The 14,263-nt window shown below is 47.9% G+C and carries 11 protein-coding genes and 2 riboswitches; of the genes, 10 read left to right on the forward strand and 1 reads right to left on the reverse strand.

Features of this window, described 5'->3' with window-relative positions; translation table 11 throughout:
- Positions 1-25 precede the first annotated feature (25 nt).
- The 9 genes from QNO02_RS02460 (at position 26) to sdaAA (ending at position 11,400) form a co-directional block, all read left to right on the forward strand.
- Complete coding sequence (locus tag QNO02_RS02460; protein WP_091038187.1) at positions 26-2,113, forward strand: methyl-accepting chemotaxis protein; 2,088 nt, start codon at positions 26-28, stop codon at positions 2,111-2,113.
- 186 nt (positions 2,114-2,299) lie between these two features.
- On the forward strand, positions 2,300-3,592 hold the full coding sequence (locus tag QNO02_RS02465; RefSeq protein WP_289390995.1) for an arsenic transporter: 1,293 nt from the start codon (positions 2,300-2,302) through the stop codon (positions 3,590-3,592).
- A 567-nt stretch (positions 3,593-4,159) separates the two neighbouring features.
- Positions 4,160-5,086 carry a phosphate ABC transporter substrate-binding protein gene (locus tag QNO02_RS02470; RefSeq protein ID WP_091038188.1) on the forward strand — a complete coding sequence of 309 codons (927 nt, stop codon included), beginning with the start codon at positions 4,160-4,162 and terminating at the stop codon, positions 5,084-5,086.
- 115 nt (positions 5,087-5,201) lie between these two features.
- Complete coding sequence (pstC, locus tag QNO02_RS02475) at positions 5,202-6,137, forward strand: phosphate ABC transporter permease subunit PstC (RefSeq protein ID WP_017690972.1); 936 nt, start codon at positions 5,202-5,204, stop codon at positions 6,135-6,137.
- Positions 6,138-6,139: 2 nt separating this feature from the next.
- Positions 6,140-7,027 (forward strand): phosphate ABC transporter permease PstA, encoded by an 888-nt coding sequence (gene pstA, locus QNO02_RS02480; protein WP_026081329.1) that lies wholly within the window; start codon positions 6,140-6,142, stop codon positions 7,025-7,027.
- A 12-nt stretch (positions 7,028-7,039) separates the two neighbouring features.
- Positions 7,040-7,795, forward strand: a complete 756-nt coding sequence (gene pstB, locus QNO02_RS02485) for a phosphate ABC transporter ATP-binding protein PstB (protein WP_091038190.1) — start codon at positions 7,040-7,042, stop codon at positions 7,793-7,795.
- Positions 7,796-7,979: 184 nt separating this feature from the next.
- Positions 7,980-9,011: a phosphotransferase enzyme family protein gene (locus tag QNO02_RS02490; protein ID WP_289390997.1), complete on the forward strand. Its 1,032-nt coding sequence runs from the start codon at positions 7,980-7,982 to the stop codon at positions 9,009-9,011.
- A 355-nt stretch (positions 9,012-9,366) separates the two neighbouring features.
- Positions 9,367-9,491: riboswitch (glycine riboswitch) on the forward strand.
- A 4-nt stretch (positions 9,492-9,495) separates the two neighbouring features.
- Positions 9,496-9,631, forward strand: a riboswitch (glycine riboswitch).
- Positions 9,632-9,743: 112 nt separating this feature from the next.
- The gene (sdaAB, locus tag QNO02_RS02495; RefSeq protein WP_289390998.1) at positions 9,744-10,433 is read left to right on the forward strand and encodes an L-serine ammonia-lyase, iron-sulfur-dependent subunit beta; all 690 of its coding nucleotides are present in this window, start codon (positions 9,744-9,746) and stop codon (positions 10,431-10,433) included.
- Positions 10,423-11,400 (forward strand): L-serine ammonia-lyase, iron-sulfur-dependent, subunit alpha, encoded by a 978-nt coding sequence (gene sdaAA, locus QNO02_RS02500; RefSeq protein WP_076215963.1) that lies wholly within the window; start codon positions 10,423-10,425, stop codon positions 11,398-11,400. The genes sdaAB and sdaAA overlap by 11 nt, the downstream gene beginning before the upstream one ends.
- Before the next feature lie 176 nt (positions 11,401-11,576).
- Here sdaAA and QNO02_RS02505 read toward each other — a convergent pair whose 3' ends face one another.
- Complete coding sequence (locus QNO02_RS02505; RefSeq protein ID WP_289390999.1) at positions 11,577-13,337, reverse strand: alpha-glycosidase; 1,761 nt, start codon at positions 13,335-13,337, stop codon at positions 11,577-11,579.
- A 228-nt stretch (positions 13,338-13,565) separates the two neighbouring features.
- Between QNO02_RS02505 and QNO02_RS02510 the strand changes: the two genes are divergently transcribed.
- Positions 13,566-14,249: a response regulator transcription factor gene (locus QNO02_RS02510; RefSeq protein WP_249913005.1), complete on the forward strand. Its 684-nt coding sequence runs from the start codon at positions 13,566-13,568 to the stop codon at positions 14,247-14,249.
- Positions 14,250-14,263: the final 14 nt, after the last annotated feature.

Raw genomic sequence — 14,263 nt, forward strand, 5'->3', positions numbered from 1 at the left:
TTTACATTTTGAGGGGGAGAAAGACATGAGTGAAACTCAGGATAATAAACCAATGAAAGCAGCGAAACCTGCCAAACCAAAACATAATCAAAATAAAAAGAAGAAAAAGAAAGGTTTTGTCTGGAATATAAGGAACAAACTATTGGTCTCCTTCCTGGCCGTTCTACTCCTGCCAAGTTTGGCAATCGGCTTGATCACACTAACGATGGCTGAAGATGGCATACAAGAACAATTAGTGGATAGTGCCATGCAAAGTGTGAGCACTGCCAATACCATTGTAGAAAGCCAAGTGAATTACAAGATTCATGACATTAACTATTTCGCGGATGCCCTTGATCCGAGCCTGATCAAAGGGGAGAACGATAGTCCTGAGCTTCAGGTGAAGCTGGAGCAATACCTGGGCTTGCATCCTGATGCCATGAATATTTTTGTAGGAACAACAGATGGAGTCATGGTTCGAGGTAAACCAACAGCGAGCAGCACACGGGGAGATGCATATGATCCTAGGGAGCGGGAGTGGTACAAACTAGCGATGGACAAGCCAGGTACAGCTGTTGTATCAGCTGTGTCTGTTAATACCGATGGTGTTGCAGTTGTATTTATCTCCAAAACATTAAAGGATCAATCCGGTGTTATCGGTTTATCTCTGGACCTGACAGACCTGCAAGAGCAGGCATCCATTAAGGTAGGTAAAGAAGGCTACGTTATTATTATGGATGCAAACAAAAACTATGTCGTATCCCCTGTAGCAGATGCAGGTACGCCGGAAACGAGTGGCTTGCTGGATGAGATGTATGAAGGTCCAGAAGGTCAATTCGATTATGTGTTCAACGATCAACCGAAGATGATGATTTTTTCAACAAATGAAGCAACAGGCTGGAAAATTGCCGGCACGATGTTCAAGAGTGAAATAACTAATGCAAGTAAGGATATCCGCATGGTCACATTTATTGTTATTCTGGCGGCTACGTTCCTTACACTCCTCTTTATTATCTGGTTTACACGCTCCATGCTGCGTCCAATTAAACGACTGCAGGAATCAGCCAGAGCTGTAAGTAAAGGTGACTTGACCGTGAAAATGGAAACAGGACGTAAAGATGAAGTCGGAGAACTTGCGAAGTATTTTGAACGAATGGTCGATAACCTGCGGATGATGATTCTGGGCGTACAGGAAACGACAGAGCAGGTATCTGCTTCTTCTCAAGAGTTGTCTGCCAGTGCAGAACAAACCACCAAAGCGATTGAACATTCAACACAGGCCATTCAGGAACTGGCTGAAGGTGCAGAGCAGCAGGTAAACAGCGTGAAAGACGGATCGGGACAGATGAGCCGAATGGCAGAAGATGTTCGAATGATGTCGGAGCGTGTGCAATCGATTACGGCCAATATGCGGCATACGTCCGGAGCGGCTTCTTCTGGGAATGAGGCAGCAGGACAGGCTGTGGAGCAGATGAACAGTATTCAGGAAACGGTGGAGCAGTTGGGAACGGTGGTTCAATCTCTGAATGCCCGTTCCGTTGAGATTGGTAGCATGGTTGATGTCATTGCATCCATCTCCAAACAAACGAACTTGCTCGCATTAAATGCTTCTATTGAAGCAGCAAGAGCGGGGGATGCGGGTCGTGGGTTTGCAGTTGTAGCCGGTGAGGTACGCAAACTGGCAGAGGAATCCGGAAGTTCGGCAGCGCAGATTGGTGAGGTGGTTCATAATATCCGTCAGGACATGGATGCCGCTCTAATCGCCATGAATGCAGCTCAGACTCGGGTAGGAGAAGGAATTCAGGCCGTGAATACGTCAGGGCAATCCTTTGCTCAGATTCGGGAGGCGGTGGAAGATGCTGTTCATACATTGGATGACTTGTCCGCAACAACGAAGCAACTGGAGAGTGGTGCATCCCACGTTGCCAAGGCAATGAGTGATATTTCGAATGTGACCCAGGAATCGGCTGCGAATACAGAATCCGTGTCGGCATCTTCGCAAGAACAACTGGCATCGGTAGAAGAGATTGCATCATCTTCGGCACATCTGAATAGCATGGCGGAACAATTACAAGGACTGCTTGGCATGTTCAAGATGGTAGAAGATACGCCGAAAGATAAGGGCAAAGAGTAAATCCTAGCATTTTAACACCACAATTTACCACACATTTTATAATAGAAGAAAATAAAGATAGACAATGTTCCTGTAGCCCTGTATAAATATATCGTCTGGTTATTCCGCGCATATAGCGGTGTAATCTAACAATATAAGATCGAATTAACGAATAATATATTGATACAGGGTACAGCAGGAGGCTTTATGGTATACGTAGCAATACTGATTTTTGTAGTGACAATCACCTTGGTAATCTGGCAACCCCGTGGGTTGGGCATCGGTTGGACAGCCTCGGGTGGGGCATTACTTGCCCTGTTGTGTGGAGTCGTCAGCTTGAACGATGCCTCGGATGTGGCATCCATTGTATGGAATGCAACGCTGGCCTTTGTCGGCATTATTATGATTTCTCTCATTCTCGATGAGACGGGTTTCTTCGAATGGGCTGCCCTTCATATGGCAAGGCTGGCTGGAGGAGACGGTCGCAGACTATTCTTCTACTCCATTCTGTTGGGAGCGGCGGTGTCTGCCTTGTTCGCAAATGACGGTGCCGCGCTCATTCTGACGCCAATTGTGCTGGCAATGGTGCGTGCATTGAAGTTTGATGAGCGTATGGTGCTGGCTTTTGTGATGGCGAGTGGGTTTATCGCGGATACCACATCATTACCGCTGGTCGTCAGCAATCTGGTTAACATTGTATCGGCCGATTTCTTTGGTATTACCTTTGTGGAGTATGCGGTACGCATGGTTGTACCCAATCTATTCTCAATCGTAGCGAGTACGGGGATGTTGTTTTTGTTCTATCGCAAAAGCATACCTCGTCGCTACGACATCTCCGCGGCACGTGACCCGAAGGAAGCGATACGTGATCCACGGATGTTTCGAATCGCTTGGTTCATGCTTGGGCTGTTACTGGTTGCCTATGCATCCAGTGAGTTTCTGCCGATTCCCGTGTCGGTTATCGTGGGCTCCGTTGCGCTGCTGTTCGCTTTATTGGCACGCAAGAGCGAGGCTGTTGATCTGAAACGAGTAATTAAGGAAGCGCCATGGTCGATTGTGGTGTTCTCGGTGGGCATGTATATCGTCGTATATGGACTGCGTAATGCGGGGTTAACGGATCATCTGAGCCGCTGGCTGGATGCCATAGCAGAGCATGGTCTGCTGGCTGCTTCGCTCGGGATGGGCATCATCGCTGCTGTATTATCATCGGTGATGAACAACCTGCCGACCGTGTTGATTAACCTGCTAGCCATCCAGGGCGCGCATACCGAAGGTATTATTCAGGAAGCATTGATCTATGCCAATGTCATTGGTTCCGACCTGGGTCCCAAAATGACCCCGATTGGATCTCTTGCCACATTGCTGTGGCTGCATGTGTTATCCCGCAAAGGTGTGAAGATTACATGGGGGTATTATTTCAAGGCAGGCATCATCCTGACCATTCCGACATTGTTAATTACCCTAGCCGGGTTGGCATTGTGGTTATGGATTCTGGGTTAGTAAAATTAGATTTTACATTAAGCATTAATAAGATAGTCTATTGTAATGTAAAAGGCTGCTCTCACAGCTGGTGCTAAGCACTGGCAGCGAGGCAGTTTTTTTCTGCTTTTGTACCTTCTATAGAAGAAACAGATTTTCTTTCTCTATTAAAGAATCAACAAAGAATTTACACAAGGCCAGCCTTTTATAGGGCTGGCCTTCTTTTTTGCCATCTCCCAGGCAGGAGATTGAAATGCCTGAGATCCAACGAGCGCTGACACAGCGAAGGGAACGGAACGATTGTGGAAAAGCGAAGCGTTCGCCTTTATCCCCGGATGTATTCCTTGGAAAAAGTAAATCATATAAATCCGGGGATAACAGCGATTGAAACAACGTCCGTTCCCGAAGCGACCTCTTCAGGGCTTGATTAAATCCCAGATATTTCAATATACAGCCGATATTTTTAACATTGCGTTTACAAAACATTGATTTTAAGATGACATACCGAAACTACAATGAGTAAAGAGTTGATGGTGAACAAACAAATTCACAAAACGCCATCACTACATTGGGGGAGGAAAACAAAACATGTTTAAAAAGTTGCCGTTTATTTTGATGACCTTAACGTTCGTACTGGTTCTCGCAGCATGCGGATCGAAAAATGACGCTGGTACAGAGGGTGCCGCAAGCAATGGATCAGGAGAAGCTGCTACTGAGCTTAGCGGTAACATTCTGGCAGTCGGATCGACAGCATTGCTACCTCTGGTAGAACAAGCTGGACAGAAATTTATGGCAGTTGATGAATATAAGAACGTAACGGTTCAAGTTCAAGGTGGCGGTAGTGGTACTGGTTTGACACAAGTATCTGACGGACAAGCTACAATCGGTAACTCTGATGTATTTGCAGAAGAGAAACTGGAGGACGAAGCCAAAGTAAAAGAATTGGTTGACCATCAAGTAGCAGTAGTAGCTATGGCGCCAGTTAGCAACAAAGATGCAGGGGTAGAAGATTTGACGAAGCAACAACTGATCGACATCTTCTCCGGTAAAGTAACGAACTGGAAAGACGTTGGTGGTGCGGATCAAGCAATCGTTATTGTAAACCGTCCAAGTAGTTCAGGTACTCGTGCAACTTTCGAGAAGTATGCATTGGGTGCAAAAATGGATGATATCCAAGGTTCGATTCAAGAAGATTCTTCTGGTAACGTAAAAAAATTGGTATCTGAAACGCCAGGTGCTATTGGTTACCTCGCCCTGTCTTACTTGGATGACAGCTTGCAAGTGTTGAAATACGAAGGTGTAGAAGCAACAGTTGAGAACGTAGAAGCAGGAACTTATCCAGTATGGGCTTACGAGCACATGTACACAAAAGGTGAGCCTGATGCAGCAACAAAAGCATTCTTGGACTACATCTTGAGTGACGAAATTCAACAAAACGACGTGACAGAACTTGGATACATTCCAATGTCAGGTATGAAAGTAAAACGCGATGCAGCAGGTAATGTGGTTGAGTAATCTTTGAACTTGCGCATACAGCGAAAGAGGCGGACTTAGGTCCCGCCTCTTTACGCGGTTTGCTCTAAAATAATCCCATATTTTGCATTAATTCTACTATAGAAGGATGGTTGTTATGGAACAGACCGAAGGGGGAACGGTAATGAATAACAAGTTGAAACCGCGCCGGCCCTTAAAAGAGAAACATTATTGGGAAGAGTGGACGGGACGGATCTATACGTCGATTTGTGTCGTTTTCCTGATCGTTGTCATGTTTTCCATTGTTTATTTTGTAGCGTCCAAGGGACTATCGACATTTTTCCAAAATGGAATAAGCATAAGTGAATTTCTTGGTGGGAAAACGTGGAATCCAACTGGAGAGCCTGCGTTCTACGGGGCATTGCCGTTCATCACAGGTTCTTTCATTACAACCTTGCTTGCAGCATTGATCGCAAGTCCGCTTGGCCTGTGTGCAGCACTCTTCATGACAGAGATTGTACCGGGTAAAGGGAAAAAAATCTTGCAGCCTGCGATTGAGCTCTTGTCCGGAATTCCATCCGTTGTGTACGGATTTATCGGTCTGAGTGTCATCGTACCCTTGCTTCGCAGTATCTTCGGTGGAACAGGCGTCGGGATTGCAGCCGGATGTCTTGTTCTCGCGGTAATGATTCTCCCTACGGTGACAAGTATTATGGCAGATGCCTTGTCCGCGTTGCCAAAAGGATTGCGAGAATCCTCCTACGCACTGGGTGCCACTCGCTGGCAAACCATCTACCGTGTCATTATTCCAACGACTTTGCCAGCTTTGTTGACAGGTGTCGTTTTGGGTATGGCTCGTGCGTTTGGTGAAGCTCTTGCTGTACAGATGGTTATCGGTAATGCACCGCATGTTCCAACATCCTTGCTCGAATCAGCTTCAACATTAACAAGTGTAATTACTCTCAGCATGGGTAACACCACGATGGGTTCTGTTCATAACAATGCACTGTGGAGTATGGCGCTTGTCCTGTTGGTGATGACATTTGTCTTCGTCATTCTGGTTCGCCTGCTTGAAAGGAGAAACCGGGTATGAAAATGAAGGCAAAGACGGTAGATAAAATTGCAACATCCGTTATCGTTGTACTGGCCCTGTTCATTGTTATTTTATTGCTCGGTCTGCTTGGCTTCATCATGTATAGAGGCATTGGACATATTAGCTGGAACTTCCTGACAAGCGCACCACAGTTGCTTAAGGGTGGCGGCGGGATTGGTCCACAGCTCTTCAACTCCGTATTCTTGCTTGTCTTGACCTTGATTGTTACCATCCCACTCGGATGGGGCGGCGGAATTTACATGGCGGAATACGCCAAACCAGGCAAGATTACCAGCTTCATTCGTCTGGTCGTTGAAGTGTTGTCATCATTCCCATCCATCGTTATCGGTTTGTTTGGTCTTTTGCTGCTAGTAAATCAATTTGGTCTTGGTTTCTCCCTGATCTCGGGTGCCTTGGCTCTGGCGATCTTTAACTTGCCACTGATGGTACGGACAACGGAACAGGCCTTCCGGGCCGTTCCGAAGGAACAGAAGGAAGCAGGTCTGGCGCTTGGACTGTCCAAGTGGAAGATTATTACTTCAATTCTGCTACCTGTGGCATTGCCGAGCTTGATTACGGGTACGATCCTGGCATCGGGCCGGATCTTCGGTGAAGCAGCCGCGCTGATGTTCACCGCAGGTATGAGTAGTCCGCCATTGGACTTTACAGATTGGAATCCAACGAGTCCAAGATCACCGCTTAATCCTTTCCGTCCGGCAGAGACACTTGCTGTCCATATCTGGAAAGTGAATAGTGAAGGCATTGGGCCAGATTCCAAAGAAGTGGCAGCAGGGGCGTCCGCCGTGCTTGTCATTCTCGTGCTGGCGTTCAATCTAAGTGCACGCTGGATCGGTCGGGTTGTATTCCGCCGCATGACAGCTTCGAAATAAGGAGGAACCAACATGGCCATACCTTTTGGTACGGAACAGTTAAGCATATATTATGGACATTTCCAGGCGGTCAAGCAGATTAGCCTGACGTTTCCTGAAGCAAGCGTAACGGCTCTTATTGGGCCGTCTGGTTGCGGTAAATCCACGTTCCTCCGGTCGTTGAACCGGATGAACGACGAGATTGCCGGTTCCCGTACAGAGGGACATATCTGGATGGACGGTAACGACCTGAATGAGCCTGGAACCGATGTAATCAAGCTTCGTCAGAAGATTGGCATGGTGTGGCAGAAGCCGAATCCTTTTCATAAGTCCATCTACAACAATATCGCGTTTGGCCCCCGCTACCGCGGTACGAAGAGTAAGAAGGCACTGGATGAAATTGTGGAAAAAAGCTTGCGTCGTGCTGCGCTCTGGGACGAAGTGAAAGACAGGCTGAACGAGTCAGCTCTGTCTCTCTCGGGTGGACAACAGCAGCGTCTGTGTATCGCCCGCGCCCTGTCTGTTGATCCGCAGATTCTGCTGCTCGACGAGCCTGCATCTGCACTTGACCCGGTATCTACGGGTAAAGTTGAAGAGTTGATTACCGAGCTCAAGAAGGAGCTGCGGATCGTTATTGTTACCCATAACATGCAGCAGGCGGCGCGCATCTCGGATTATACAGCTTATTTCTATCTGGGAAGCATGGTTGAGCACGGGGATACAGAGCATATTTTCACGAACCCGGACAATCGTCTGACGCAAGAATACATTATGGGTCGTTTCGGTTAATTGGATCATGGAGTGTAACATAGAGCAATAGACAGAGAGATTAAGAAATAATAGAGACAAAAGAAAGCACAATGCCTGGACGGTTGTTCGGGGGTTGTGCTTTTTTAATTTATAATTTTAGTGGGATTTTCTGTATGCGGGATAAACATTATGCTACGATATTTAGTGTGAAGAGAACGTTTACATGACTTCGAAGGAGATGTTGATAATCACTACGAATCAGATGTCTTACGACCATATGGCAGCTCAGATTATACAGAACTACACTATTGAGAAACCTGTCGTTTCATATATTCGCCACAATGAGAATCTGACATATCATGTCGTCGATGAAGCAAGCGGGAAGAAGTATCTGTTACGTATCCATCAAGCCGCATATACAAGTATGACAGGCATTCAGCATACGCTTCCTGCGCTGGAGGCAGAGATGAACCTGCTTCATGAGTTAAATGCAACGACGGAATTGCGCGTGCAGCATCCGGTACGGAATGTATCGGGAGACTGGGTCACGGTATGGAAAAGTGAAGCGGGTAAAGAAATCTGCTGTACAGTACTGGAGTGGATTGAGGGAAGGGACATCCAGCAGGGAGAACGCCTGACAACAGAGCAGATCTATGATCTTGGGGCACAACTGCAGATGCTTCATCAATATGGGCGTGAGCAGAATCAGACAGATCGAACAAAGGTGCGGCCGGCATATGGCAACATCCATGAGAACTTGGTCATGCTAGGGCAGCTAGAGGAAGGCGTCCGACTGGGGATTTTTACAACGGAAGACTTCGACCTGCTTCGTGAGACGTTTGAGAACATTAATGAACAGTTAGAAACATACCCGCAGCACGCAGGAACATGGGGGATCATTCATGGGGATATTACTCGCAACAATCTGCTGATAACGGATCAGGGCATATCTATGATTGATTTTTGTCTATACGGGTATGGGTACTATCTTTTTGATGCCGGAGGGGCAGCACTTATGTTCAACCGGGAGGAACGAGATATATTCTTATCCGGTTATACCAAACAGATCGCACCACTGACGGATCGTGATATCCGATTAATGGAAGGATTCATGTTGATTTTTACACTGGGTTATTATGCCTTTCAGATGGCGAATGAGTCGAGGCACGAATGGATGAAAGATCGCATGCCGAAGCTATGCAGCAAGTATTGCAGATCTTATGTACAGAACGAGAGCATATTTTATGAACTGTGATTTATAATCCAGATGTGCAGACTCGGATGGGTTAGTGAGCAGTGTGGATCAAAGATTATGGTTGCCTGAATACCCGAACGGTTTCATGGACAATATCATAAATAATAGTAAGCACATCATTGATTGAAGTAGAACGAAATGAGCTGTTTAAAAGATCTTTTTAACGTATTAATGTAATGAAAGCTGACAAAATATTCTGGTTATCATCGCTTCAATAGGAAATGAAGGAAATACACCCAAAGAAATCGTTAAGTTTGTTGACACTGATCTTCCGGTCGATTAATCTTAATGAAGAAGAAATTAATGACTTCCATGACTGTTCTGACATAAGCTCAGAATGGTTCCATATAGCGGATGATAACGAGCGGGAGAGACCTGGGTTAGCCGAGCACAATGGCTAGTATTCAGGCACCGAAGGAGCAAGCTGCTGCGCACCCGGCGCAGTGGTTAATCTCTCAGGTAAATGTACCATCGTTGGACGCAACTCTGGAGAGTGCGCGAACTGCGCCACCCAAGGGGTATATGATCAGTGGGACCGGTGAACTTGTCTGTAATCGCAGGCAATGCACCTTGTCGTGAGACACTGCTGATCGTGAAACTCTCAGGTATCGAGGACAGAGAGAGGGCCTGAGGCCTTCTTCTGTCCTTTTTTGATGTCATCATTCAGTAAATAAGGAACAATATGGATTAGATTCTGGATGGAAATGACGAATACAATTGGAGGGTTATAAAGTGCGATTTAAAGATGTTTTCTCAATTATTGGTCCGTCCATGACAGGGCCTTCAAGTTCACATACAGCTGGAGCGGCAAGGTTAGGGAGAATTGCTCGTCAGTGGCTTGGATGTACGCCAGAACGTGCCCGGCTGACGTTATATGGTTCATTCGCTGACACGTATGAGGGGCACGGAACAGATCTGGCACTGATCGGCGGTCTTTTGGACTATGTCACAGACGATCCACGTATCCCGGATGCAGAGCAATACGCAGAGGAAGCAGGCATGGAGGTTGAGTTTTATACAAGTGGCCTGCCTGCTCCTCATCCAAATACGGTCAAAATTGAGTTATGGCATGGAGAACGTGCCTGCTCCTTAATCGGTGCATCCATTGGTGGTGGCAGTGTATCGGTGCATGCGATGAATGATTTTCGTGTTCAGATTAGTGGTGAGTTTCCAACACTTGTTCTGCGACATGCGGACAAAGCAGGGGTGCTTGCATCTGTAACGTCCACGATCAGTTCATCCGGGGTTAACATCGGGTATATGCAGGTGGACCGGAAAGCCCGTGATGGCGAAGCGCTTACCGCGATGGAAATGGATGGTGTGCCTAATCCCGATATGCTCAAGCGTCTAAGGGAGCTGGACCATGTGCTGGACATTCGTGTTATCGATTTGAAGAGAGGAGTTGATTCGGATGCGGTTTAAACATTTGCACGAACTGAATACGATCTGTACAGCAGAATCCAAAACCATTGCTCAGCTGATGATCGAGGAGCAGGTTCAGGAGACCAATACACCGGAAGCGGATGTTGTGAAACAGATGTCTGAATATTATCAGGTGATGAAGGAAGCGGTACGCAAAGGGTTAACGGAAGATACGACATCACGCAGTGGGTTAACGGGTGGAGACGGTAAAAAAATGGCCGAGTACATTCGCAAGGGTGAGACTTGCTCAGGAGATGCTTCCGCACTTGCCATGGCGTATGCCCTGTGTGTATCTGAAGTGAATGCCTCCATGGGTCGGATCGTGGCAACACCAACAGCCGGTTCCTGCGGCATCATCCCCGGTGTTTTTATTAGCTCACAGGAGCGTTTTGGCTGGACGGACGAACATTTGGTGAACGGGTTGTTCTGTGCGGGAGCGATTGGTTATGTTATTGCCAACAATTCATTTATCTCCGGGGCCGAGGGTGGCTGTCAGGCGGAAGTGGGTTCCGCGATCGGCATGGCTGCGGGTGCCATGGTTGAACTGCGTGGAGGTACACCGGAACAGGTCGTTCATGCCGTTGGTTTGGCGTTAAAAAATACACTGGGCCTTATCTGCGATCCGGTCGCAGGCCTTGTTGAAATCCCGTGCATCGTCCGTAATGGACTGGGTGCGGTTACGGCGCTGGCTGCGGCTGACATGGCCCTGGCCGGAGTGCGTAGTGCCATTCCGTCAGACGAAGTCATCGACGTCATGCTGGAAGTAGGCAGTGCGATGCCGAGCCGCCATCGGGAGACAGCCCAGGGCGGACTGGCCCAGACACCAACCGGCCGCAAAATGATGCAAAAGCTGGCTAAACCAAAGGCAAAGCGTGCCGAGCCTGAGCAGGAGTCGAAGCCAGCGGATTCTGACACAACTACAAGTGGGGCGGACAATGCTCAAGTGGACAAGGATACTCAGGTTTAAGCTGAACCGGGACCACCGATATATAAATCAGTGACATTATTATGTATAACGGCGAATACAAAAATACAAAAACAAGCGTCCGCGAACCCGAATCCGGGTTATGCAGGACGCTTGTTTTATGCTGCCAGATGAAGCGAAGTTAGGATACTTATATCAGATGAATGTGTATTATGACTCTAGTTCTGGCTCACAGCCGTACTCAGTACGGCATATCCATACGCAGGCAGTTCAATGGCGAGTACGCCATCTTCCTTGGCGGTACGATGGTTTCCGCCGAATAACTCGGTCCATTCTTCGTCACCGGCCTCCAGCTCGACAATAGCCGTCTCTTCTGATCGATTGAACAGAACCAGAATGCGTTCCTCCTCATTTTGCCGCTCAAATACCAGTTGGCTGCCATCGGGACGAGCCTGCAGGAAACGAACGGTGCCTTCTGCACGCAGGGCAGGATGAGCATGACGCAGGGAGATTAGTTTCTGATAAAAGTCGAGCAGCTCCCGGTCCTGCTTCGCTTCGTCCCATTCCATGCATTTACGGCAGCCCGGATCATGTTCGCCGTCCATGCCAATCTCGTCTCCGTAATAGATGCACGGAGCACCCATGTAACTGAACTGGAATAACGCAGCCAGCTTCATCTTGCGTTGGTCGCCTTCACACAACGTGAGCAGCCGTGGGGTATCGTGGCTGTCCAGCAAGTTGAACGCCACTTCGCTGGCCTGAAGCGGATAACGGGATAACTGTCGTCCGATGGAGTTCGCGAACTGTTCTGCGTGCATTGTATTTTTCACAAAGAAAGCATTTACGGCATCGGTAAACGGATAGTTCATGGACGCATCGAACTGGTCGCCTTGCAGCCAGGCAGAGGACTCATTCCATACTTCGCCCAGAATATAGGCATCCGGATTAGCCGCTTTGACTACACGGCGGAAATCACGCCAGAATGCATCATCCACTTCGTCTGCCACATCCAGCCGCCATCCGTCCGCACCCACTTCCTTGATCCAGTACTCGGCAACCTCCAGCAGATAGGCCTTAACCTCGGCATTCTCCGTATTCAGCTTTGGCATATGCGCTTCGAATCCGAAGGTCTCATACGTAGGAATGCCGTCCTTCACGTCCAGCGGGTATTCATGTACATGGAACCAGTCCTTATATTTGGATTGTTCTCCGTTCTTCTGCACATCCACAAACGGCGCAAATGTCTTCCCGGAATGGTTAAACACAGCATCCAGAAGTACACGAATTCCACGTGAATGGCAAAGCTCGACCAGTCGTTTCACGGTATCTGCGTCACCAAAGTGCCGGTCTACCCGCAGGTAGTCCTCAGTATCGTATTTGTGATTGGTGGTGGCTTCGAAGATGGGTGTGAAGTAGATCGCATTAATGCCAAGATCGCTGATGTAATCCAGATGGTCGATCACGCCCTGAAGGTCACCGCCGAAGAAATTGAAAGGTGTTGGCTCGCCACCCCACGGCTCTACCTTTTCCGGACTAATATCCGGGTTGCCGTTGGCGAATCGTTCGGGAAAAATCTGATAGAACACCGCATCCTTAACCCATGCAGGGGGTGTGAATACAGCTCCGGCATGAATATAAGGGAACTGGAACATACGACCCGGATCGTCCGGCTCTTCTTCCTGGAAGTCCGTCTCGGTCATCCAGATCTGTTCTTCGCCGCTTTTGAGCAGAAAAGAGTATTTGAGTCGGTGGTAGGGAGGTTTCACTTCACCCTCGTAGTAATCGAACATGGAGTCAGAGGTGAACTTGGTTAGGGGAACCAGCGCTTTGGTTGCATCCCACGCATATTTATCCCCGGTCAGGGCATGTACCTCGGTCAGATCATTCTTTTTGGCACGCAAACGCAGATGGATGGTATCTTGGTCATAGGCATAGGCCCAGTTTCGTTTCGGTTGATGATAGATGGCTTCCAGCAGCATAATGAATTTCCTCCCGTCAGGTGTGGATATAGTATGTACTTGGTAGACTTGATTAATATGACATTCCCCACGTTAATGAATACGCTATAATTAGAATGTGTGGTAACGTAAAGGACTTTAACATTGTTTCAACAAGACGTGAATCCATATGTTATAGACAGCTTTTACCATGATGATGCTCAGATATATCATTAACCCAATGGGGGCAGAAAGGAAACGAATATTCGGATGAAAACCAAACTGTTATATATTGAAGATGATACGGAAATTGCGACTTGGGTCAGAGCCGATCTGGAGGAGCGCGGTTATGAGGTGGTATGGCTCGGCAGTGGTGAAGGTGCAGCGGAGGCTGCTGTCGGCTGCTCACTCATTATTCTGGATGTCATGCTGCCTGGGCTGGATGGATTTACGGTGGGCCAGCGACTGAAAAAAGAACATCCCGCCGTGCCCATTGTCATGCTCTCGGCCAGAACGTCCATTGACGACAAGTTGCACGGTCTTGATTTTGCCGATGACTATGTGACCAAACCATTTCACCCCGATGAACTGGCTGCCCGGATTGAAGTACAACTGCGTAAGGCAGGAACGGCGGTATCCACGGATGCTGCCCTGAGGCTGGATCATCTCTCCATCTATGAGAAGGACAACCGGATCGTTAATGAGGAGACGGGAGATGAGATTATTTTATCGGGAAAACAGTTCCACATCTTCGCCTACCTGCTACGACATATGGGCATGATTCGAACCAAAGAGCAGATCTATGAAGCCGTCTGGAACGAGCCCTATCTGGATGGGGACAAGACTTTAATGGTACATATTCGGCATCTACGCGAAAAGCTGGAGCTTGATCCGGCCAATCCTGTAGTTATTCAGACGGTCCGTGGTGTGGGATATCGTGTGAAGAAGCCATGATTCGGTGGTTCAGA

Source organism: Paenibacillus sp. PK1-4R, from assembly GCF_030369595.1.
Classification (GTDB): domain Bacteria; phylum Bacillota; class Bacilli; order Paenibacillales; family Paenibacillaceae; genus Paenibacillus.

Excerpts from the sequence above, each read along its gene's own strand:
- QNO02_RS02460 (WP_091038187.1), top strand. The coding sequence starts at position 26 with ATGAGTGAAACTCAGGATAATAAACCAATGAAAGCAGCGAAACCTGCC.
- QNO02_RS02465 (WP_289390995.1), top strand. The coding sequence starts at position 2,300 with ATGGTATACGTAGCAATACTGATTTTTGTAGTGACAATCACCTTGGTA.
- QNO02_RS02470 (WP_091038188.1), top strand. The coding sequence starts at position 4,160 with ATGTTTAAAAAGTTGCCGTTTATTTTGATGACCTTAACGTTCGTACTG.
- pstC (WP_017690972.1), top strand. The coding sequence starts at position 5,202 with ATGGAACAGACCGAAGGGGGAACGGTAATGAATAACAAGTTGAAACCG.
- pstA (WP_026081329.1), top strand. The coding sequence starts at position 6,140 with ATGAAGGCAAAGACGGTAGATAAAATTGCAACATCCGTTATCGTTGTA.
- pstB (WP_091038190.1), top strand. The coding sequence starts at position 7,040 with ATGGCCATACCTTTTGGTACGGAACAGTTAAGCATATATTATGGACAT.
- QNO02_RS02490 (WP_289390997.1), top strand. The coding sequence starts at position 7,980 with ATGACTTCGAAGGAGATGTTGATAATCACTACGAATCAGATGTCTTAC.
- sdaAA (WP_076215963.1), top strand. The coding sequence starts at position 10,423 with ATGCGGTTTAAACATTTGCACGAACTGAATACGATCTGTACAGCAGAA.
- QNO02_RS02505 (WP_289390999.1), bottom strand. The coding sequence starts at position 13,337 with ATGCTGCTGGAAGCCATCTATCATCAACCGAAACGAAACTGGGCCTAT.
- QNO02_RS02510 (WP_249913005.1), top strand. The coding sequence starts at position 13,566 with ATGAAAACCAAACTGTTATATATTGAAGATGATACGGAAATTGCGACT.